Below are 22,195 nucleotides of genomic sequence, written 5' to 3'. Positions count from 1 at the left end.
TGGAAAATTAGAAAAGTGAGGCTCTATAGCGTTGATAGCCCCGATTGCCAAGGGGGAGCCCCTCCAGCAAACCTCTTATCAGCTTGAGACGGCAGAAAATTGACTGCATAGATGGTGAAATCGATTCACGAGAGTGGTTTGGATTCAAAAGGAATGATTGAAGCCGCTCTGTCTTTTTATTTTTCGCATTTACCTCACGCAAAACCGCTTCGCACTTTTGCTGGAAATGCTTTCGGGGGCAGTCATGGAACAGCACTTTCAAATGTTCGCCTACTATAATCGTTGGGCCAACGAATTGCTCTATTCCGCGGCTGCCGATTTGAGCGATGCTGACTACAGGCTGGACCTGGGATTATTTTTCGGATCAGTGCACCGCACCTTCAACCATTTGCTGGTTACTGATCGTATCTGGATGAAGCGCTTTACTGGCGAAGGTGATCATCCAAATCAGCTTGATGCTATTATCACTGACGATTTCATCAAGCTCCGCGACATGCGAAGGGCCGAAGATGAGCGCATCTGTAAGTATGTTGAAGGCATGAATGCGGAACAGCTCGCTGGTCGCTTCACTTATATGACGGCAACCAATGTTCGCACGATCAGTCAACGAGTCGCACCGGCGCTTGCCCACCTCTTCAACCACCAGACACACCATCGCGGACAAATCCATGCAGCACTAACGCGGCTCAGTGCTGATGCGCCATCGTTGGATCTCATTCAGTTTCAGCGCACCGAAGCGGGCCGCCGCTTCGCCTGATAGTTGATAGTCGATACTTGCGGAAATTTCCGAAGCCGTGCAAAAGCCTTTTCACCATGCTTATTCTTGACGACATCTCCGTACGTATTGCCGGACGCCTTCTGATCGACCACGCCAGTGTAACACTGCCTGCGGGGTCGAAGACGGGTTTTGTCGGGCGTAACGGCACCGGAAAATCCACCTTGTTTCGCGTCATAACCGGTGACCTTGCGTCTGAAACGGGCAGTATTTCTTTACCGAGAAATACGCGCATCGGTCAGGTGGCTCAGGAAGCACCCGGCACAGAAGACGCACTGATCGAAATCGTCATGAAGGCCGACAAGGAGCGAGCAGCGCTTCTTGAAGAAGCTGAGACGGCGGCTGACCCGCATCGCATTGCCGAAATTCATACACGTCTTGCCGATATTAACGCGCATTCCGCAGAAGCGCGTGCCGGCGCAATCCTGTCAGGTCTCGGTTTCAATGCTGAGGCACAGCGCAGACCTGCTTCAGCCTTTTCGGGTGGGTGGCGTATGCGCGTGGCTCTGGCTGCCGTGTTGTTTGCGGAACCTGATCTGCTGTTGCTCGATGAGCCGACCAACTATCTCGATCTCGAAGGCGTGCTGTGGCTTGTCGATTATGTGAAGCGTTATCCGCACACAGTCATCATCATCAGCCATGATCGCGATCTGCTGAACTCAGCCACATCTTCGATCATGCATCTTGATCAGAAGAAGATCAGCTTCTGGCGCGGCAACTATGACCAGTTCGAGCGACAGCGGCATGAAATGCTGGAGCTTCAGCAAAAGGCACATGCCAAGCAGGAAGCGCATCGCAAGCATATGGAATCCTTCGTCGAACGATTCCGGGCCAAGGCTACCAAAGCTCGTCAGGCGCAGTCGCGTATGAAGGCTTTGGAAAAGCTCAAGCCCATTGAACTTTATGTTGAAAGCAATGTGCAGCCATTCCGCTTCCCGGATGCGGAAAAAAAGGCCGCCTCGCCGATTATTGCGCTCGATAACGCCGATGTTGGTTATGTGCCAGGCAAGCCAGTGTTGCGCAATGTCACGCTGCGCATCGACAATGATGATCGCATTGCGCTGCTCGGTTCAAACGGTAACGGCAAGTCGACCCTCGCCAAACTCATTGCAGGACGGTTGCAGCCCGAAAAAGGCAATTTAACCCTTTCACCCAATCTGAAGGTCGCCTTCTTCGCACAGCATCAGATGGATGATCTGGTCCCCGAGGACAATGCGATTGAACATGTGCGCAAGCTCATGCCGGGAGAGTTGGAAGCCAAGGTGCGCGCGCGCGTGGCTCAGATGGGGCTTTCAACCGAGAAGATGCTCACGCCTGCCAGGGATCTCTCCGGTGGCGAGAAGGCACGTCTTCTGATGGGACTTGCGACCTTCCATGGTCCAAACCTGCTGATCCTCGACGAACCGACCAACCACCTCGATATCGACAGTCGCGAAGAGCTCGTACACGCACTCAACGCATTTAACGGTGCGGTGATCCTGATCGCCCACGATCGTCACCTGATCGAAGCGACCATGGACCGTCTGTGGCTGGTGCGCGAAGGTAGCGTGAAAGCATTCGACGGCGATCTTGATGAATATCGCCAGATCGTTCTGGCCGACGCCAAGGGCGAACAGCTTTCTGAGCGTGACGAAGGTCCAAAGGTCAACAAGGCAGAACAGCGTAAACTCGCTGCTCAGAAGCGCGAAACATTGGCGCCATTGCTCAAAAAGATCAAGGAAACCGAGAGCTTGATGCAGAAACTGCAGAAACAGATTCAGGGTTTCACTTCGCAGCTGGAAGATCCCGTTCTTTATGAAAAGGAACCGCAGAAAGCGATCCGGATCAACAAAGAGATGAGCGATGCAAAATCAGCGCTCGCAGAGGCAGAAGACAAATGGCTGGAAATGTCTTCTGAATATGAAGAAGCAATGGCTGATTAGAGCGCGTTTCGATCTGATTGAATCAGATCGGTGCTCTAAATATTTGTTTTAACGCGCATCTTTGTCCGAAAACCGTTTCACACTTTTCGGGATGCGCTCTAAACTTGCGGGCGGCGAATGCGCGTCCGCATCAGCGCATAGACGCCGAGCACACCCAGAATGAGACCAATCGTTGTATAGGTCTCGTCTGCTTCTTCGGCACCGCGCCTCAAAACAAGATCGATTTTCGACAGTTGTAGGCCGTCCGTATTGCCCTGAACCGCGCGGAATGCGTAGGTTCCGGATAAAACCGGATCGATATCGCCCGCACTCTGACGCAGCACGCTGCCATCCTGCGGACGATCCGTATTGATTGAACTGCTTGTCGATGCAAAGTCGAGACCTTGCGACAAGACGGGCATGCCGTTGCGGCTAACAGCAAGTGTTACAGCCGAACGACGCTCAGCTGGCACATAGCCCGGCAACGGCACCGCATCGAGAAAAATACGCACAGGCGCGTCGCTTGCCGTAAGCGGGATTTCCTGCGTGATAAAGCCACTCTGACGGCTTTCAAGGATCGGCCAGCGACCAATCTCATCGCCAGTGAAATGGCGCACATACCAGGGATAACCGAGTGCGAGACCGAAGCCCGCAATAATCATTGCGACGAAAATAGCTCGCATCAGGCTTTGCGCTCCCAGCGACGATCTGTTGTCTGTTGCCAGTAAGTCAAATCGTGGTTCTCCGTCTTGAAGGCTTTCCACTGTGCCCGTGCATGGTCGAGTTGATCCTGATCATGCCCGTCAAACATGACGACCAGTCGCTCATATTCCCCTGTCTGCTCAAGTGCCGCACCTTCCACCAGAAAGCGAACCGTCGCTCCATTGGGGTTGGCTTCCGATGTGGTCAGCAATACAGGCTGCTGCTCAGGGTACGGCTCCTTATCCGTGCCGTGTGCGACGAAAGATGTGTCGGAAAAAGTCCATAGCAGGTTATCGAGCGCATCACGCCGTTCATCGCTCACCGCCTGTATAGTCACGCGCCAGCCGCGTCCAAGCGAACGCTCGACGAGCCCCGGCAGAGCTTCATCCAGTGTCGATTCTGTCAGGTGGTAAAAGAGAATTTCAGCCATGCGCTCTCTTTAAAGCATTTGAGCCAAAAGTGCGAAGCAGTTTTGCGTGAGGCAAATGCGTCAAAACAGATGGGTAGAGCATTCATTATACCAAGGCGGCTCAAGATACTAACACATCACGCCTTGATAAAGTTCAAGCGCCACTCGGGCTTAACCAAGGTCCAATGAGTTTCACTCAATGAACTTTGGTATTAAAGCATGTCGCGGAAAAGTGGGGACCGGTTTTCCGTTAACGACATGCGTAAAAACAAAGACCTAAAGCGCATCGTCTGGGCATGATAAAATGCGACGCGCTTTAGGCCAAGAAAGTGATTCACTTTCCTGGCCCAACTTGTTGTTCCTGAATCAGATTCAGCTTTCGAAATTATCGCGAACGAGACGGTCGAGAAGTCGAACACCATAGCCCGAAGCCCATGACTGGCTATATTCGTTCGTTGGCGAACCCATGGCTGTTCCGGCGACATCGAGATGCGCCCAAGGTGTGTCGCCAACAAAACGCTTGAGGAACTGCGCCGCCGTGATCGAACCTGCATAACGGCCCGAGCTGTTTTTCATGTCGGCAAATTTGGAATCGATCATCTTGTCGTATTCCTTGCCCAGCGGCATGCGCCACAACTTTTCACCCGTTGCCTGACCTGCTTCATAAAGCTGATCTGCGAGTTCATCATCGTTCGAGAACAAACCTGCGTGATGTGTGCCGAGCGCCACCATGATAGCGCCAGTCAGGGTTGCAAGGTTGATCATGAACTTCGGTTTGAAGCGATCATTGGTGTAGTAGAGCGCATCGGCCAACACGAGGCGGCCTTCGGCATCGGTATTGATCACTTCGATAGTCTGTCCAGACATCGATGTCACGATATCACCCGGACGCTGTGCATTGCCGTCAGGCATATTTTCAACAAGACCGATCACGCCGATTGCGTTGACCTTGGCTTTACGGCCTGCAAGAGCGCGCATCAAACCTGTAACGGCTGCAGCGCCGCCCATGTCGCCTTTCATTTCTTCCATGCCAGCAGCAGGCTTGATAGAGATACCGCCGGTATCGAACACCACGCCCTTACCGACAAAAGCGACAGGCTTTTCCTTGGCCTTGGCACCCTGCCACTCCATGATGACGAGACGCGGCGGACGCACAGACCCTTGCGAAACGCCCAGAAGCGAGCCCATGCCGAGCTTCTTCATTTCTTTTTCGCCGAGAACTTCGACTTTCACACCAAGCTTCTCAAGCTTTTCAGCTTCTTCAGCGAACTCGACAGGACCGAGAATGTTGGCTGGCTCATTGACGAGATCGCGTGCTTTTAACACACCATCGGCCACGGCTTCAGCGGCTTCAAGAGCTCTTTTGGCACTGTGTACGTCTGCGGTATGAATATTGATCTTGGCTGCGTGCTTCGGCTCGCCGTTTTCTTCACTCTTGCGTGTCTTATAGCGATTGAACTCGTATGAACGAAGAATCATGCCCAGAGCCACATCGCCCGCTTCGTCGCCAGCAATCGTGGTTTCAGGCAGAGCCAGCGTCAGCGTTGCGCGTTCGGATTTGCCGATTCGCGAGAAAGCTGCGCCACCGATCTTGATCCAGTCGTCATTGCCAAGTTCGCCGGGCTCACCCACACCCACCAACACGATCTTATCTATACCGCCTTGAGAAGTTTCAATTGCTTCCGCAGTTTTGCCCAAAGCACCCGTAAAACCTGAGATTTCGGCGATGCGAGCAATCTTTTCGGCTCCGCCAACCGCCTGCCCCGCTTCTTCTGCGAAGCCTCCACCCTTGGCAACGAGAACAATGCTTACGCCTTTTTGCGGTGCTGAAAATTCACTGAACGAAATGGAAGGACGTTTCGACATAACAACTCCAAACAGAGGTCGGACCATGAGATGACACGATTGTGTCGCGACTTTTTCTTACTCATGTGAGACGAATATGGCGAAACGGCAAGTCCGCCGCATCATGAAAATCAGTTTTACGTTAACTTCGGTGACAACTTGCCAAGCTCCGTTTCGGTCCCCACCTATGTTCGGCAAAAACAGGTTGCAACAGCCCGCTCTCTCCATTTAGAGAAGCTTGCGCTAGCTTCGGCTGGAAATCTTTAGTAATCTGTTAACCTAATTTCTTTGGCTAATTTTAGCCAAGTGCAATTAGACTGAATTTTCATTTACGAGCATTGTTTCTTCAGGGACAGGCTCCTTCAACGGAACCGGGATGTAAACTCCGCCTATGAAATTGATCGAGTTGTACATCCTGCGCCGCGTGGCGATCATGTTCTTTGCGGTGCTGGGCGCTGCAGTGGGCATCACGTGGACTGTGCAGGTGCTGCAACGCGTCGACTTCCTCACCACAAGCGGTCAGTCCATTCAGACTATTATCCAGTTCAGCTCCCTCCTGATCCCTTCCGCAATTCCACTGGTCATGCCATTCGCGCTGATCATTGCAATTACGCAGACGCTCTCGACGATGAACCAGGATTCCGAGCTCGTGGTTATCAACGCATCCGGTGCGCCACGCAGCGCAGTAATGCGTCCGATACTTATGCTCGCAGCCATTATCTCGGTGGTTTCCTTTCTCGTAGCGAACTATGTCGATCCATATGCCCGCATGAATATGCGCGCGATGATCGCAAATGCGAGTGCGGATTTGCTCAATGTCGTTGTGCAGGAAGGCAGCTTTCGCAAACTTGCAGATAATCTCTATATCCAGATCGCCGAGCGCCGCGCCGATGGCAGCATCGGTGGCCTATTCATTGCCGATTCCCGCGACCCTTCGCTTGACCTGATTTATTATGCCGCCGATGGCAACATCGCCAGCACGCCAGCGGGTGACATGCTGCTGATGAAAGACGGCGAAGTTCAGCGTCGCGATGTTTCGGACGGCACCGTTTCGATCATCAAGTTCAATTCCTATGCCTTCGATCTCAGCCAGTTTACCTCTGCTGGAGACGATTTCGTCATCTATGCTAAAGATCGCCCACTTAACTATCTGCTCAACCCAGACCCGAACGATCCAATTCTGCAAACGCGACCATTGCGCTATAAGGCTGAATTGCATCGTCGTTTGACGGAATGGCTCTATCCGGTTGTTTTTGCGATGATTGCGCTGGCCTTTGCCGGTGACTCCCGATCCCATCGTGAAGCGCGCGTATCCGCATCATTTTCAGCAATCAGCACAGCGCTGCTTGTCTATTGGGCCGGATATTTTTCTGCCGACCGCGCTGATAAGGACGAAACTTATATCGTCATCATGTATCTCGTCCCGCTCAGTGTAATCCTGCTGGCTGGATATGCCCTTGTCACGGGCCGACGTATCGGAATTCCAGACAAATGGAATGACCGTATTCTTGACGGTCTCGACCGTCTGAGAAGACGTGTGTCTGGCACTTATAACCGCTTGCTTGGACGATTCCGCGGAGATGCGGGAGGTCGCGCATGATCGGCTGGACGCTTGGGCGCTATTTCTTTGCACGTTATATGCAGATCACATTCTATTTCCTTTTTGGCATCTTTGCGCTGGCGCTTCTTCTCGATTTTACCGAGAACGCAAGCAAGCTTGCCAATCTGCCCGGCTATACCGTATGGGCAGCACTTGGCCTTTCTGCCATGCGTGTACCCTTCATCATGCAGCAGATGATTCCCTTTGTTGCGTTATTCTCGGCAATGGCGACACTCATTTCGCTTAATCGCAAATATGAGCTGGTCGTTGCGCGTTCTGTCGGCGTTTCTGCCTGGCAATTCCTGCTGCCTGCTTGCTTTGGCGCATTGCTGTTTGGTCTGGCAACGATCTTTATTCTCAATCCTTTTGCCGCTTATGGTTTTTCGAAAGCTGACGAGATCGCTTCCAACTGGAAGAATGGCAAAGTGACGGATGTTTCTGCGCTGCGTGATCCGTGGTTGCGCCAGAAAACCGATGAAGGCGAGACCATCATTGGTGCCAAAAACATTCTTGACCGTGGCGCAACACTTGCTGATGCCACGTTCATCCAGTTCGATGACAAGAAGAAAATCAAGGACCGTTATGACGCTCGCACTGCGAAACTCATGGATGGTCATTGGAAACTAACTGACGTCACACGATTCTCGCGTGGTGAGGAACCGCGCAAACTGGAGAGCATCAATATTCCAACGCAGTTGCGTCCGGAATATGTGGAAGAAAAGCTCGCCTCCCCTGATACAATTCCGTTCACGCAGCTCCGTCACAAGATCGAAGTTGCGCGTTCGTTTGGCTATTCGGCAAACGCATTTGATATGCAATACCAGTCACTTCTGGCATTGCCTGCATTGCTGATGGCCATGACTCTCATTGCTGCAACAGTGTCCCTGAAATTTGTGCGCTTTGGTCAGTCCGGCGCGATGATTCTGGGTGGCGTTGTTGCTGGCTTCATGCTTTATGTCGTTTCGGTGCTGGTGAAGGCATTCGGGAATGCGGGATTCGTTCCGCCATTCGTCGCTGCTTGGGTTCCGGTTGTTATTGCAACATTTTTTGGTATCTCCTTTTTGTTGCATAAGGAGGATGGTTAGTGGGTTTGAGTAACGCCCGCATGGTGCTGCCCCATTTGTTCTCGCGTCTTGCGCGCGGGTCTGCCTTGGCGTGCGCCCTTGCTATACCTTTCATTTCAGTTGCAATTATCCCTTCGCAGGTTCAGGCGCAGGATGCTCTGGGGGCAAATTACCAGAGCGATCCGAATGCTCGTATGCTTCTGCAGGCGGATGAGCTTGTCTATGATCGTGATGTGAACGTTGTTACCGCTCAGGGTAAAGTTCGCATTGAGTATGACGGCAATCGCCTCGTTGCGGACAAGGTTACCTACAACCAGCAGACCCGCCGCATGACCGCGACCGGGAATGTGGAGATTGTCGAACGCGACGGCAACAAGATTTACTCCGATCATCTTGATGTGACGGATAGTTTCCGCGACGGCTTTGTGAATGGCCTGCGCGTTGAGACGACAGATAACACGCGCTTTGCTGCGGAAAGTGCCGAGCGTAGCAATGGTGAGATCACCACCTTTAACAATGGTGTCTACACTGCTTGCCAGGCTTGCGAAAAAGATCCTGATAAGCCGGTTCTCTGGCAGATCAAAGCACGCAAGATCATTTGGAACAGCGCGACCAAAACTGTTCGTTTCGAGCGCGGTAGGTTCGAACTGTTCGGTATGCCGTTGGCATATTTCCCAGCTTTCGAAATGGCCGACCCGACCGTCAAACGTAAGAGCGGCTTCCTGTTCCCAGGCTTTGCTTATAAGGACGACCTCGGCTTCGGTATCAAGAACTCGTATTTCTGGGCTTTGGCACCAAACTACGATCTGACGCTTTCAACAACTGCTTACACGAAGCAAGGCTTCCTGACGCAGGCCGAATGGCGTCATCGCCTCGAAAACGGCAGCTATAATCTCCAGATTGCCGGTATTCATCAGATGAAGCCCGGTGAATTCGATGCTGACACTCTTGATCGCGGCGAAGACAACCGCGGCATGGTGGCATCGAAGGGTGATTTCGATATCAACTCGCGCTGGAAGTTCGGCTGGGACGTGATGGCTCAGACTGACCGCAATTTCAGTCGAACTTATAACCTCGAAGGCTATAACGCACAGACACAGGTCTCGAAAATCTATCTCACCGGTATCAACAACCGGAACTATTTCGATCTAAACTTCTATCGCTTCAACGTGCAGGAATCTTATCCGCTTACGAGCACGTATAAAGATGTCGAGATGCATTCAAAGCAGCCTTGGGTTTTCCCAAGTCTCGACTACTCCTACACATTGCCGGATCCGGTCTATGGTGGTGAACTAAACATCACCACCAATGCTCAGGTTCTGTATCGTCAGAATGCGAATTACACTCTTAATCCTAATAACGGATCGATTTACTATCCGCGTATTCCTGGCTTTAGCGGCACGAATGCCCGGTTCACAACTGAGGCTGAGTGGAAGCGTACATTTATCACGCCAGCAGGCTTGGTAATCACGCCGCTTCTGGCTCTGCGTGGCGATGCTATCAGCGCCAATACAAACTTTGATCCTGCGGTGGCTGGTTACACGGATGCCGTTGTTCGGTCTGAAGCATTGCGAGCAATGGCAACGGCAGGTCTTGAACTGCGTTGGCCGGTCCTGTTTTCGACCACCAGTTCGACACATATTCTTGAGCCAATTGCACAGATCTATATGCGCAATAACGAACGCTATGCTGGCCAGCTTCCAAATGAGGATGCGCAGAGCTTCGTGTTCGATGCGACCAACTTGTTTTCGCGCGATAAGTTCTCAGGATACGACCGCGTTGAAGGCGGCACCCGTGCCAATCTCGGCCTGCGTTATTCTGGCAATTTCAGCAATAGTGACTGGGGGCTTTACGCCCTTGCCGGACAGTCGTTCCAGTTGGGCGGCGTAAACTCCTTCGGCACGAGTGATTTCGTCAATGTTGGCGCTGATTCAGGTCTGCAGGATGCTCGTTCTGACTATGTTGCCATGATTGGCACGTCGAATTCGACTGGCCTTGCACTTGCTGCACGTGGGCGGTTCGACAAAGATAGTCTCAATGTCCGCCGTGGTGAACTTGAAGTGCAGCAGAACTGGCAGAAACTGTCTGTTTCGGCGCAATATGCTTATATCGCAGCACAGCCAGCCTACGGTTATGCCGATCTCAGACAGGAAGTCACGGGTGCGGCAACTGCACGTCTTGATGCAAACTGGCGCGTTTTCGGTTCCGGAACTTATGATCTTGTGTCGGATACGCTTGTTCGTGCATCTTCCGGCCTCGCCTATGACGATGAATGCTTCACTTACTCGATGGCTTACGTTCAAACCCGTAATCCGGGAGAGGACAAAGCATCTCATAGTGTGGGTTTCAATATCTCGTTCCGAACGCTTGGCGACATCGGCAGTGGCGCCCAAACCTTCTAAACTTAGAAAGAGCGGAAACAATTGATCTTGTTTCCGCTCTTTCCTTTTAGGCGTCAGCATTGCTGCTGATATTCAAATAACGTTACGATTTTTATCGATTTTATTCAGTTAAGTGCCTCCCATAACCTCGCAAAATGCTAAAGGGTCATTGTTTCGCCGCTTTGGCTCCTCTATACAGGCATCATAATATGATTGGCTTCTGATACGTCAGTTCACTTTGAAGGCGTTATTTGGACACCGACCTGAAAGAAATCGGGAAAGAAAGATGATGTTTGCAAGACCTCTATTCGCCTCCCTGCTAGGCGCTGCCGTATGTATGACAGCGCTTGGAACGGCTGCGACCCTGAACCCGGCTTTTGCTGCCGGCGGAACGGAGGTCAAGGTCATTGTCTCCGGCAATGCGATCACCAATGGCGATATTCAGCGTCGTGCGGCTTTTCTGAAGCTACAGCGTAAGGGCGGCAACCTCAATCAAGTTGCACGTGAAGAACTGACCGAAGAAATGCTGAAGCGCGTGGAAATGAAAACACGCGGCGTCAACATCTCCGACAAGGAAGTCGACGAGGCCTATGCAGGGTTTGCAACGCGCAACAAGATGAGTGTCGCGCAGCTTAATCAGGTCATGAATCAGGCGGGGATTACCCCTGATCACTTCAAGAAATACATCATGGTCCAGATGGGTTGGGGTCGTCTTGTAAGCGCACGTTTCCGTGCAACCGGCATGGTGAGCGAACAGGATGCTGTGCAGCGCATGCTGAAAGATGGCGGCAAGAAGCCGGTCGCAACAGAATATCAGCTTCAGCAGGTGATTTTCGTTGTCCCTAGTTCGAAGCGTTCGCCTGCCCTGCTTGCCAAGCGTCGTCAGGAAGCAAACGCATTGCGCTCACGCTTTCAGAGCTGTGATTCCACCCGTCAGCTGACCAAAGGCATGATCGACGTTACAGTTCGCGACCTTGGCCGTATCATCGAACAGCAGCTTCCGGGCGACTGGGCGAAGGACGTCAAGGCAACTGGTGCCAACCGTGCAACACCGCCGCATGACACCGAAAAGGGCGTCGAATTTTTGGCGGTATGCTCGACCCGTCAGGTGTCAGACGACCGCGTTGCTCAGCTCGTTTTCTCGATGGAAGGCACAGATTCTGAAGCCGGACAGGAAAAGAAGGCGGATGAAATGAGCAAGAAGTATCTTCAGGAACTGCGCGAAAAAGCGACGATCGTCAATCGCTGAGCTTACGTCTGGAGCGCACCCCGAAAAGTGCGAAGCGGTTTTGCTGAAAATGCTCTAATGCCTTGGCAGTAACAATCTGACCGTATAATTTGAGGGGGCTTTTGCCCCCTTATTTCATCAGCCGAGAAAATAGCTATGCCAAATCAACCGGTTCCTCCGCTCGCCGTCAGTATTGGCGATCCCTCTGGCGTTGGAGCTGATGTTGCTCTTAACACCTGGTTAAGACGCGCAGAGCTTTCTCTGCCGCCCTTCCTGTTGATTGCCGATCCAAAGCAGCTGGCTGCCCGCGCGCAGCATCTTGGTTTGGACCTGCCGATTGCGGCAATAGAGTCACCGGCAGAGGCTGTTGATATTTTCAGCGAGAAACTTCCTGTTTTGCCGCTCGTCAATGCGCATAAGGAAAGCCCCGGCAAGCCTCTTCCAGAAAATGCAGCCGGGGTCATTGAAGCTATTGAACGGGCCGTGGCCCTGACATTACGTGGTGAGACATCAGCTGTCGTTACCTGCCCAATTGCAAAGAAACCGCTCTATGATGCCGGCTTCAAACATCCCGGCCATACCGAGTTTCTAGCAGAACTTGCGAGCCAGCATCTCGGGCGCACAGTCATTCCGGTCATGATGCTTGCTGGCCCGGAATTGCGCGCGGTTCCGGTCACGATCCACATCCCGCTCGCTGAAGTACCGCGTGTATTGACCAAGGATGACGTTCTGGAAGTTGCGCATATCACTGCGCAAGAACTTACAGATCGTTTTGGTATCACCGCACCACGCCTTGCAATTTCCGGTCTCAACCCGCATGCGGGTGAAGGCGGCGCGCTTGGCAAGGAAGATGACGCGATTATTCGGCCAGCAGTCGAAGAATTGCAGCGCGAAGGTATCAGTGCCTGGGGCCCACTGCCTGCGGACACGATGTTTCATGCACCCGCACGTGCAACTTATGACGTCGCTATCTGCATGTATCACGATCAGGCACTTATCCCGGCGAAGGCCCTCGCTTTTGACGAGACAGTCAACGTCACGCTGGGCCTCCCCTTTATCCGAACATCACCGGATCATGGCACGGCCTTCGACATCGCCGGAAAAGGCATTGCCCGGCCAGATAGCCTCATCGCCTCCATAAGACTGGCGCAGGAACTCGCAGAAAACGAAGCAAGGCGGAAATCATGAGCATCGACAATCTTCCGCCGCTACGTGAGGTGATTGAACGGCACGATCTGATGCCGAAAAAATCGCTTGGGCAAAACTTCCTCTTTGACCTCAATCTGACATCGAAGATTGCACGACAGGCAGGCAATCTGCAGGATCAACCGGTTATTGAAGTCGGCCCCGGCCCTGGCGGGCTTACGCGCGCCCTTCTCGCCCAAGGCGCTTATGTGACTGCGATTGAACGCGATGAACGCTGCCTTGATGCGCTGGCAGAAATCGAAGCCCATTATCCGGGTCGATTGCGCATCATTTCCGGCGATGCGTTGGAACAAGATTTCAAAGCGCTGTTTCCCGATGGCCCGAAGCCCCGCATCGTTGCCAACTTGCCTTACAATGTCGGCACGCAATTGCTGCTAAACTGGCTCCTGACCGAGCCATGGCCACCCTTTTATTCATCCATGACGCTGATGTTCCAGAGGGAAGTCGCCGAGCGTATTGTAGCCGCTCCCGATAGCGACCATTATGGCCGCCTTGGCGTTCTGGCAGGTTGGAGAGCACATTCAAAAATTGCTTTTGACGTGCCTCCACAGGCGTTTACACCGCCGCCCAAGGTGATGTCGTCGGTCGTGCATATTACGCCGCGCGAGGAGCCGCTTCCGTGCCGTGCCGACGCATTGGGGCAGATCACGCAGGCGGCCTTTGGCCAGCGCCGCAAAATGCTGCGTCAGAGCCTGAAGCCCGTTGGTGGTGCCGCGTTGCTGGAAAAGACAGGTATCGACGGCACGCGTCGTGCCGAGACCCTGAGCGTCGAAGAATTCGTCGCGCTCGCGAATGCTTATCGCCCGGTGTGATCAAAACTGGTGTTGGGCGCAGCTGTCATCGGCGTCAGGTTCATCTGTTTGAAAACCTTGTCCACGTGATCGATTTCCGAACGGAAACTGGACATGGATGAACCTGTCAGCTTTTCGCCCGCATTGAGCTGCGCTTTGAGCGGATCGACATAGTGATCGCCGACTTTCAGTTCGTAGTAGAGGTGTGGACCCGTCGAATAACCAGTTGATCCGACATAGGCGATCACCTCCCCCTGCTTCACATGCTGTCCGACTTTCAGGCCTTTAGCCTCAGCGGACAGGTGAGCATAGGTGGTGCTATAGCCGCCTTGGTGGCGGATGCGAACATACTTGCCATAGCCCTTTTGCGATGAAATCAGTTCAACAGTTCCGTCGCCCGCTGCGACGATCGGAGAACCGATCGGAGCGTCGTAATCAACACCGTTATGATGCTTGCGCACATGCAGAACCGGGTGAACACGCCAACCGAAGCCATCATTCAGCCGACCATTCGGCAATGGCTTGTGCATGAGATACTTGGTCATCGAGGAACCGTCCTCGTTGAAGTAATCCGCGTTTCCTTCAACCTCATGTCTGTACAGACGCTTACTCTCACCGTTCGACGTGAATTCGACGAAAACCAGTTCCGGATCAGTATCCACGCTTTCACGGAACAAAAGATCGATTTTATCAACCCCGTTGGCGCCCCTCCGGAGAGATACATTGTTCTCAGAAGCAAGCTTCTTCACATCGTCTGCAACAGCGCGTGGAGCCCCTGCTGCAATCAGTCGGGACTGAACAGAACCATCCGTCCGAATTTTGGCAGGCTGACGCGATGCCGAGAGCATGGCATCGTGAGAAAGCCGTGCGAAAAGCCGCTGATTATCATTGGCGCGGAAAATGCCATCGTCTGTTCGTCCATAAACAGAATCGGATGCACTACCATGCCGGAAGCGCGCCATAGTTATATGAGCGGGTTTGTTGGGTGACTGATCCAGAAGCAGAATAAGATTATCACCAGGAACCAAGTTCTTGCGTCCGAGCGCCTGTTCGAGATTTGCGGCGTCTTCGGCCGCAACGTCCGCTGCCTGCATAAGTACGCCCACCTTCTCACGCGACTGTGGGGCGAGGACAATTTCATGCACTGTCTGGTGAGCCGTGCTGGCAGGCCTTGCGAAGCTCACATTCAGCGGTACGCCTTTCTGATTGGCGAGCGCAGATATTTCCGTATCGTGATTAGAGTCCTTGCCCCCTCGATGTTGATCTGTTGAGGGATCATGACCGATCAGGGCTTGTGACCCTCTTTCGTTTGCCAAATCAAGAATCACATGCTGATAGGTAAAGAGCGTCGCTTCGCCGTCGTCGGTGCCTTCTGCAATATCGATGCGTTTAGCAATCCGGCGGCTCTTGTCGACATCATTCTGCGGAAGCAAACGGGCTTCCTTCATTGCCGCGTGACTATGAACAAGCATGGCGGGATCAACCAGCACAGGTTGTGAAGCATGTCCATGACGCACCAAACCGCCAGTCACAAGCGCCATCGCCCCACCTGCCAACAGCGTCGCAGAGGCAAGCGCTATACAGGCGCGTTTATGCGTGTGAAATGAAAAGCGAATGCGTTCTAAAGGTTTAAGGGCACGCTGCGAAAGTGGCGCAAGCCTCGCATGCATAGCCGACAGAGCATCATGGGAAGCATCAGACCGGATCGCAAGATCTGGGGATACAACCACATGAATCTGCTTATCTCTGCGGGCGGTACGAAACAGCATGCAGCGAATGGCTCCAAATTCCATCTGAAATAACAAACGGACCAGAAGGCCAGAGCGCGGCCAAATTAAGGCTCCGGTGACCTTAATCCACCGGAGATAAAGCACAAACGCTCAAGTTAAATTTATCAAGCGCTGGCGCGTGCCTTGCGATGCGCCGACAAAGACGACCAAGTGTAAATGATCAGGCCGGTCCAGATCAGCACAAAAGCCACCAGCTGCGCATTGGAGAAAGGCTCATGAAAAATGAAAATCGCGAAGATGAACAGCAGTGTCGGCGTGAGATACTGCATCAGACCAAGCGTCGTGTAACGCAGAAGCTTGGCACCGCCCGCATAGAGGATCAGTGGAATTGCAGTGAACGGCCCTGCCAGCAGAAGCAGCGAAACGTTCGAGATCGTGCCCGAGAAGAAATGGTCCTGACCATTGGACATCAGCCACAGAACATAGCCCAGCGCCGGTACTGACAGAATGACCACTTCCAGCGTGAAGCCCTGCAAAGGTTGCATTGGCAATGACTTGCGGAAGAAACCGTAGAGGCCAAATGTTACCGGCAGGACCAGCGAAACCCATGGAAGGCCACCAGCATTGAAGGTAAGAACCAAAACTGCAGTGAAAGCAAAGCCGACGGCAACGTACTGCACCTTCGTCAGGCGTTCGCCGAGAAACAGACCACCAAGCACCACATTAAACAGCGGGTTGATGTAATATCCGAGTGCTGCGCCAATAATCTGATCATGAGCAACCGCCCAGACGTAAACCGACCAGTTGATAGTAATCAGTGCCGCGGTGAGCGCCGCCATTGCCAGCATGCGCGGATTGCGCAGAGCATCAAGAATGGTCCTGAACTGCCCGATAAAGATAAGTAAGATTATAGCAACCGGCACAGACCAAATCACACGATGTGCGACGATTTCAAGAGCGGGAAGATGCGACAAAGCCTTGAGATAGAACGGCAAAATAGCCCAAAGACCATAAGCCCCCATAGCCATCATGAAGCCACGGCTTCCATCTGAAAGCTGGCCTCCGGATAAGGTTTGCTCGGTCATTTCCATCTCCGCATTGAATATAGTCTCGAAAAAGCAACGGGCTATTTCAAGCTGGTCAGATTGCTATGCGCCGATCAATCCATAAAATCTATTCAATTAAACTGATCAAAGCATCAATCTTCGTGAAAGGAGCGGCTATTCAGCCGCCACCAGACCGGCGAGAGAACGGTTCTTCATCAGCTTATAATTGACCGAATCCATCAATGCCTGAAATGAAGCATCAATGATGTTGTCGGAAACGCCAACAGTGCGCCAGCGAGCACCTGTTGCGTCACCGGACTCGATCAACACGCGGGTGATAGCCGCCGTACCGCCATTGAGGATACGCACCTTGAAATCGACCAGTTCAAGGTCTTCGATCTCATCCTGATAGCGACCTAAGTCTTTGCGCAATGCAATGTCGAGTGCATTGACGGGACCATGGCCTTCGGCAACCGACATATGCATTTCACCGTCGACTTCGACCTTCACCACGGCTTCCGACACGGTTTTCAACATGCCATTGGCATCAAAACGTCGCTCCACGAGACAACGGAAAGAATCGACCTTGAAGAATTGCGGTTGCGGGTTGAGCATGCTGCGCGCCAGCAGCTCGAAGCTCGCATCGGCGCCTTCATAGGCATAGCCTTCCGCTTCACGCTCCTTGACCAGCGCGATCAACGTATCAAGCCGCACATCATCCTTGGCGACGCGGATGCCACGACGCTCCAGTTCCGCAATGAAATTCGACTTGCCGCCCTGATCAGACACCATGACGCGGCGGCGGTTCCCAACGGTTTCAGGCGGAACATGTTCATAGGTCTGCGGGTCTTTGAGCAACGCAGAAGCGTGAATGCCAGCTTTGGTGGCAAAGGCAGATGTTCCCGTATAAGGAGCCTGTTCTGTCGGCGCGCGGTTCAAGATATCATCAAAGGCACGCGAAATGCGCGTAATGGCCTTCAAGGCATCCGGCTTGACGCCTAGCTCAAACCGTTCCGACCAATAGGGCTTCAGCGCCAGCGTCGGAATCAGTGAGACAAGATTGGCATTGCCGCAGCGCTCGCCGATACCGTTGAGTGTTCCCTGTACATGCCGAACACCGGCATCAATTGCGGCGAGAGAGACAGCGACTGCCTGTTCGGTGTCGTTGTGGGCATGAATGCCAAGGCTTTCGCCTGGAACGACAGTTTTAACTGCAGCAATGATATCAGCAACTTCCGATGGCTGCGTGCCACCATTGGTATCGCAAAGAACGACCCAGCGCGCACCGGCTTCATAGGCTGCTTTGGCACAGGCCAACGCATATTCAGGATTGGCCTTGTAGCCGTCGAAGAAATGCTCGCAATCGACGAGAGCTTCACGCCCCGCCATGCGAACAGCCGTGACCGAGGCTGTAATCGATTCCAGATTTTCCTCGTTGGTACAACCGAGCGCGATCCGCACATGATAGTCCCAGCTTTTGGCAACGAAACAGACCGCATCGCTTGAAGCCTGCAAAAGCGCCGTCAGTCCCGGGTCGTTTGAGGCGGAAACGCCAGCACGCTTGGTCATACCGAAAGCCGCAAACTTGGCGCGGGAAGTCTGACGCTTCTTGAAGAAAGCAGTATCGGTCGGGTTTGCCCCGGGATACCCACCCTCGACATAATCGACGCCCAGTTCTTCGAGCAGAATGACAATCGCTTTTTTGTCTTCGACAGAGAAATCAACGCCGGGAGTTTGTTGTCCGTCCCGCAAAGTTGTGTCGTAGATATAGATGCGTTCACGTGTCATCACTCATCCCCCGCCATCGAGACCGGACAACCAACTCCCGTTTTCAGCTTTGCCCGTCCTCGCACGCTACGCGGCTGCGGGCGGGCGGTATGCGTCTGCTGCCCATCCCGCAAAGTTGTGTCGTAGATATAGATGCGTTCGCGTGCCATTTTGCCTGCCTGTCGGTGGGTATAAGCCGTATGGTCTGTTGAATTAATCAGTTTTCAGTGTCGTGGTCGGGGTGCTGGTAAGACACCATCGTTCTCACAAACTCGATACTTTCCGGATCGCGCTCCGTTTCGTAACCGGGTAGTTCTGCGAGGCTATCGACATAAGGCAGCTTGACCTCAACGCCCCATTGAACGGTCGGCTCGATCTCCTCCGGTGCATCGAAAGCACCGATAGAAAGGGCAATACCATCCGGCGCTTCATAGGTGAGCGGGGTTCCGCACTGGGGACAGAACCCACGCTTGACGTGATTGGATGACTGGAAGCGCTTTGGCTCATCGCGGGTCCATGTGAGGTTCGCTTCCCCCACCGAGACCAGCGGTGCATAGAAATTGCCAAATGCCTTCTGGCACATGCGGCAATGACAGATCGAAGCGGAACCGAGCGCACCTTCCACACGAAAGCGCACCGCGCCACACTGGCATCCCCCGCTATAAAGCGGCTTGTTATCAAGCGTCATGGCATCCTCCCTCCAATTAGAGCGCGTTTCGATCTGATTGGATCAGATCGGCGCTCTAAATAGTTGTTTTAACGCGCATCTTTGTCCGAAAACCGTTTCACACTTTTCGGGATGCGCTCTAAAAGGCACTAGCTTACCACATCCCACGTCGTGACACGTTCGCCGGTGGCAGGGTCCTTGCCATCCTTCAACTGCACGCCCTGTGCCAGCAGGTCATCACGGATGCGATCAGCTTCGGCCCAGTTCTTGTCGGCGATCACACGCAGACGCTCGGCAATCAATGTTTCAATTGCAGCCGTATCGACATCGGCCTTTGCAAAGACCGGAACGTCCTGCGCCGTCACAAAATAAGGATCGAGCAAGCCCAACAGCACCATGCCTTCGCCTAATGCTGCAACATCCTTGGCTTTGAATGCTTTGCGCAGCGCCGTGATTGCCGTCCAAGTGTTCAGATCGTCTGACAGAGCTTCCGCCACCTCTCCAACGACCGAAAGCGCAGACGGAGCAGCAAAACCGGCATCACGCAGTAAACCATACCAGCGATGCAGCTCTTCGGCGGATTCTGCCAAGCGCTGTGCCGTCCAGTTGATCGGTTCACGATAATGCGTTTGCAGCATCGAAAGACGCGCAGCCAGTCCAACCCAGCGATCGCGCGCACCCTTGTCATCCCATGCGCCAAGCTGCGGCAGACCATCGTTCAGCACGTCTCGAATGGTGATGAAATTGCCAAGCGATTTCGACATCTTCTGCCCTTCGACCTGCAGGAAGCCATTATGCATCCAGATGCTGGCCATTCGCTCGGTGCCAAACGCGCAGCATGATTGTGCAAGCTCATTTTCATGATGCGGAAATACAAGATCAATACCGCCGCCATGAATGTCGAACTGGTTCTTATAAGGATCGTCGCACTTCAGACCGCCACCAAAAGGTGACAGCAGCTTGGCCATGGACATGGCCGAGCATTCAATATGCCAGCCGGGGCGGCCAAGCGTTTGAATGCTCGCAGGCGATGGCCAGCCGGGTTCACCATTGCGCGATGGCTTCCAGAGTACGAAATCCATCTCGTCGCGCTTGTAGGATGCGACATCAACGCGAGCGCCAGCCAACATTTCATCAAAAGGACGGTGCGAGAGCGCACCATACCGTGCGCCACCCAGCGTATTCATCGAAGACGGCGAGAACAACACATGCTCATCGGCAACATAGGCGACACCGCGCTCAACCAGCTTTTCAATGATATCGCGCATGTCATCGAGATGCTCAGTCGCACGCGGCTGACTGGACGGTTCGAGATTTGCCAGCGCCTTGATATCCGCCTGAAACTGGTTGTTTGTACCCTCTGTCACCCGGCGGATTGCTTCATTAAGCGGAAGGTCGGGATATTCGCTGGCGGCACGTGCGTTGATCTTATCGTCAACATCCGTGATGTTGCGCGCATAGGTGACCTTCTCCGCGCCATAGACATGACGCAGCAAACGAAACAGCACATCGAAGACGATGACTGGGCGTGCATTGCCGATATGGGCGAAATCATAAACGGTTGGTCCGCAGACATACATGCGCACATTGTTCGCATCGATGGGGACAAAGTCCTCTTTCGTGCGGGTGGCAGTATTGTACAGACGTAGTTGCGGCGCATCAGCCATTTTATTTCCCCAAAAAGACCTGAAAATACGGGCACGAAGGACCGCAGCCGACTGGCCGGGGCGTTATCATCCTGTTTTATGGTAGGGGAGACGAAAACGGCCGGGCCAGCAAGCTGCTAGCCAATAATAATCGAACCAGTACAAATGATCGTGGTCGGCGTTTTCATGACGTTACTTATCTCTCTCGACCTGATCCCCGTCAAGAGCTTTTGGAAAAGTTCGAGTGAATTAAAGCATTTCCGGTAAAAGTTTGACGCCCAGTTTACTGAAACGAATACACGCAAATAGAGAGTTTGGTTTACGGATGGTTAAAACGCTGTGGCATTTCAGCAACCGTATCAAACCTTCACAACGGTCAACCGGAATTCCTCAAAACCGGCTCCAAACAGCCTTCATTCCGTCTCAATCAATCACAAAATAGTGAGTGTAATTGGAAGAGGAATGAACCAATGCCTAAAAGTGAACCGCAACCACGACAAGACAAGCTGATTGACCAATATCGCGAAATCGGCCCCGCCGTGCTTCTTGCAGCACTGATGAGCAAGAAGAACCGCAAGGACGAAGCCCGTAACGACAATAAGCGCCGCTCGATTCTAGTGGATTGAATTTGACGTTTGAATCCCGACCGACATGAATGCCGTTTCAAACGTCAAATTCGAAAAATCCACTAGATTTATAAAGTTGCTAGTGGTCTTCGCGATTCCGACATTTGTTCGGTGCTTGTAACTGCGGAATCCAAATGTCGGAATCGGACCACTAGCTGTTAAAGAATCTGACTAAAAGGCTGATGCCGATCAGCGCCATCACAACACCGATGATGCAATCGAGCACACGCCAGGCCGCAGGCTTCGCAAAGATGGGCTGCAACAGACGCGCCCCATAGCCGAGCGAGAAAAACCAGACAAATGATGCGATCACCGCCCCTGCACCATAAGCGGCGCGGGCAGAACCTTCATAGCGGGCAGAAAGGCTGCCCAATAAGACCACCGTGTCGAGATAGACATGCGGATTGAGGAAAGTCAGCGCCAGACAGGTTGCAACTGCTGCTTTCAGACTGACACTGCCGTTTGATCTCACCTGCATTGCTTCCGGATGAAATGCGCGCCGAAACGCGACGGATGCATACCAGAACAGGAATGCCGCGCCTGCAAGCGTGACGAACGAAATCAGCTTTGGTGATTGTGCAATCAGCGTGCCGAGACCTGCAACACCGGCCGCGATCAGAACGGCGTCAGAAAGCGCGCAAATCAGGCTCAGAATAAAGACATGCTGCCGCAACAAGCCTTGTCGCAGGATGAACGCGTTTTGCGCGCCAATTGCGATAATAAGCGACGCACCAAGAAAAAAGCCTGAAAAAGCTGCTGAGAACACGAGGGATTTTCCTGAAATTATAGCATTTCCAGCAAAAGTGCGAAG

At 53.1% G+C, this 22,195-nt stretch carries 20 protein-coding genes; 10 read left to right on the top strand and 10 right to left on the bottom strand.

Going from position 1 to position 22,195, the window contains the following annotated elements:
• Nucleotides 1-244: 244 nt before the first annotated feature.
• Together ACSME1_RS10635 and ACSME1_RS10630 are read left to right on the top strand one after the other, a co-directional pair.
• Complete coding sequence (locus tag ACSME1_RS10635) at nt 245-757, top strand: DinB family protein (RefSeq protein WP_024897364.1); 513 nt, start codon at nt 245-247, stop codon at nt 755-757.
• A gap of 56 nt (nt 758-813) precedes the next feature.
• Complete coding sequence (locus ACSME1_RS10630; RefSeq protein WP_024897363.1) at nt 814-2,697, top strand: ABC-F family ATP-binding cassette domain-containing protein; 1,884 nt, start codon at nt 814-816, stop codon at nt 2,695-2,697.
• A 98-nt stretch (nt 2,698-2,795) separates the two neighbouring features.
• Here the strand turns inward: ACSME1_RS10630 and bspB are convergent, their stop codons facing one another.
• Nucleotides 2,796-3,359, bottom strand: a complete 564-nt coding sequence (gene bspB / locus ACSME1_RS10625) for a type IV secretion system effector BspB (RefSeq protein ID WP_024897362.1) — start codon at nt 3,357-3,359, stop codon at nt 2,796-2,798.
• Nucleotides 3,359-3,808 carry a DNA polymerase III subunit chi gene (locus ACSME1_RS10620; protein ID WP_024897361.1) on the bottom strand — a complete coding sequence of 150 codons (450 nt, stop codon included), beginning with the start codon at nt 3,806-3,808 and terminating at the stop codon, nt 3,359-3,361. Before ACSME1_RS10620 ends, bspB begins: the two co-directional genes overlap by 1 nt.
• A gap of 198 nt (nt 3,809-4,006) precedes the next feature.
• Here ACSME1_RS10620 and tilS point away from each other — a divergent pair, with 198 nt between their 5' ends.
• The gene (tilS, locus tag ACSME1_RS10615) at nt 4,007-4,087 is read left to right on the top strand and encodes a tRNA lysidine(34) synthetase TilS (RefSeq protein WP_084486790.1); all 81 of its coding nucleotides are present in this window, start codon (nt 4,007-4,009) and stop codon (nt 4,085-4,087) included.
• Between the two features lie 72 nt (nt 4,088-4,159).
• On the opposite strand, the gene ACSME1_RS10610 is transcribed toward tilS, so the two are convergent.
• A complete protein-coding gene (locus ACSME1_RS10610; RefSeq protein ID WP_024897360.1) occupies nt 4,160-5,653 on the bottom strand; it encodes a leucyl aminopeptidase in 1,494 nt (497 codons plus the stop codon).
• A 370-nt stretch (nt 5,654-6,023) separates the two neighbouring features.
• Here ACSME1_RS10610 and lptF point away from each other — a divergent pair, with 370 nt between their 5' ends.
• The 6 genes from lptF to rsmA all read left to right on the top strand — a co-directional run bounded on the left by lptF (nt 6,024) and on the right by rsmA (nt 13,923).
• Entirely contained in the window at nt 6,024-7,232 is a 1,209-nt protein-coding gene (gene lptF / locus ACSME1_RS10605; RefSeq protein WP_036567144.1) for an LPS export ABC transporter permease LptF, read from the top strand.
• Nucleotides 7,229-8,317: an LPS export ABC transporter permease LptG gene (gene lptG / locus ACSME1_RS10600; protein ID WP_024897358.1), complete on the top strand. Its 1,089-nt coding sequence runs from the start codon at nt 7,229-7,231 to the stop codon at nt 8,315-8,317. Before lptF ends, lptG begins: the two co-directional genes overlap by 4 nt.
• 20 nt (nt 8,318-8,337) lie before the next feature.
• The gene (locus ACSME1_RS10595; protein ID WP_036567142.1) at nt 8,338-10,698 is read left to right on the top strand and encodes an LPS-assembly protein LptD; all 2,361 of its coding nucleotides are present in this window, start codon (nt 8,338-8,340) and stop codon (nt 10,696-10,698) included.
• A gap of 265 nt (nt 10,699-10,963) precedes the next feature.
• Nucleotides 10,964-11,926 (top strand): peptidylprolyl isomerase, encoded by a 963-nt coding sequence (locus ACSME1_RS10590; protein ID WP_024897356.1) that lies wholly within the window; start codon nt 10,964-10,966, stop codon nt 11,924-11,926.
• A 135-nt stretch (nt 11,927-12,061) separates the two neighbouring features.
• The gene (pdxA, locus tag ACSME1_RS10585) at nt 12,062-13,093 is read left to right on the top strand and encodes a 4-hydroxythreonine-4-phosphate dehydrogenase PdxA (RefSeq protein ID WP_024897355.1); all 1,032 of its coding nucleotides are present in this window, start codon (nt 12,062-12,064) and stop codon (nt 13,091-13,093) included.
• Nucleotides 13,090-13,923 (top strand): 16S rRNA (adenine(1518)-N(6)/adenine(1519)-N(6))-dimethyltransferase RsmA, encoded by an 834-nt coding sequence (rsmA, locus tag ACSME1_RS10580; protein WP_024897354.1) that lies wholly within the window; start codon nt 13,090-13,092, stop codon nt 13,921-13,923. Before pdxA ends, rsmA begins: the two co-directional genes overlap by 4 nt.
• On the opposite strand, the gene ACSME1_RS10575 is transcribed toward rsmA, so the two are convergent.
• From ACSME1_RS10575 to cysS, 6 genes are all read right to left on the bottom strand, one after another.
• Nucleotides 13,908-15,671, bottom strand: coding sequence for a M23 family metallopeptidase (locus ACSME1_RS10575; protein ID WP_024897353.1), 1,764 nt, complete (start codon nt 15,669-15,671; stop codon nt 13,908-13,910). The two genes, rsmA and ACSME1_RS10575, sit on opposite strands and share 16 nt — an antisense overlap.
• A 125-nt stretch (nt 15,672-15,796) precedes the next feature.
• Nucleotides 15,797-16,717, bottom strand: a complete 921-nt coding sequence (gene rarD / locus ACSME1_RS10570; protein WP_024897352.1) for an EamA family transporter RarD — start codon at nt 16,715-16,717, stop codon at nt 15,797-15,799.
• A 135-nt stretch (nt 16,718-16,852) separates the two neighbouring features.
• A complete protein-coding gene (cimA, locus tag ACSME1_RS10565; RefSeq protein WP_105706796.1) occupies nt 16,853-18,466 on the bottom strand; it encodes a citramalate synthase in 1,614 nt (537 codons plus the stop codon).
• Complete coding sequence (locus tag ACSME1_RS10560; protein WP_084486789.1) at nt 18,466-18,615, bottom strand: 2-isopropylmalate synthase; 150 nt, start codon at nt 18,613-18,615, stop codon at nt 18,466-18,468. Before ACSME1_RS10560 ends, cimA begins: the two co-directional genes overlap by 1 nt.
• A gap of 47 nt (nt 18,616-18,662) precedes the next feature.
• The gene (locus ACSME1_RS10555; protein ID WP_024897350.1) at nt 18,663-19,133 is read right to left on the bottom strand and encodes a GFA family protein; all 471 of its coding nucleotides are present in this window, start codon (nt 19,131-19,133) and stop codon (nt 18,663-18,665) included.
• Between the two features lie 128 nt (nt 19,134-19,261).
• A complete protein-coding gene (gene cysS / locus ACSME1_RS10550; protein WP_105706798.1) occupies nt 19,262-20,779 on the bottom strand; it encodes a cysteine--tRNA ligase in 1,518 nt (505 codons plus the stop codon).
• Nucleotides 20,780-21,228: 449 nt separating this feature from the next.
• Here cysS and ACSME1_RS10545 point away from each other — a divergent pair, with 449 nt between their 5' ends.
• On the top strand, nt 21,229-21,384 hold the full coding sequence (locus ACSME1_RS10545; RefSeq protein ID WP_024897348.1) for a hypothetical protein: 156 nt from the start codon (nt 21,229-21,231) through the stop codon (nt 21,382-21,384).
• 151 nt (nt 21,385-21,535) lie between these two features.
• Here the strand turns inward: ACSME1_RS10545 and ACSME1_RS10540 are convergent, their stop codons facing one another.
• Nucleotides 21,536-22,150 (bottom strand): LysE/ArgO family amino acid transporter, encoded by a 615-nt coding sequence (locus tag ACSME1_RS10540; RefSeq protein ID WP_024897347.1) that lies wholly within the window; start codon nt 22,148-22,150, stop codon nt 21,536-21,538.
• Nucleotides 22,151-22,195: the final 45 nt, after the last annotated feature.

Origin of the sequence: Brucella pituitosa (genome assembly GCF_965577835.1) — a bacterium.
Taxonomy (GTDB): Bacteria; Pseudomonadota; Alphaproteobacteria; order Rhizobiales; family Rhizobiaceae; genus Brucella; species Brucella pituitosa.
The sequence above is the reverse complement of the archived record's forward strand: the minus strand, read 5'-3'. Positions and strand labels throughout refer to the sequence as shown.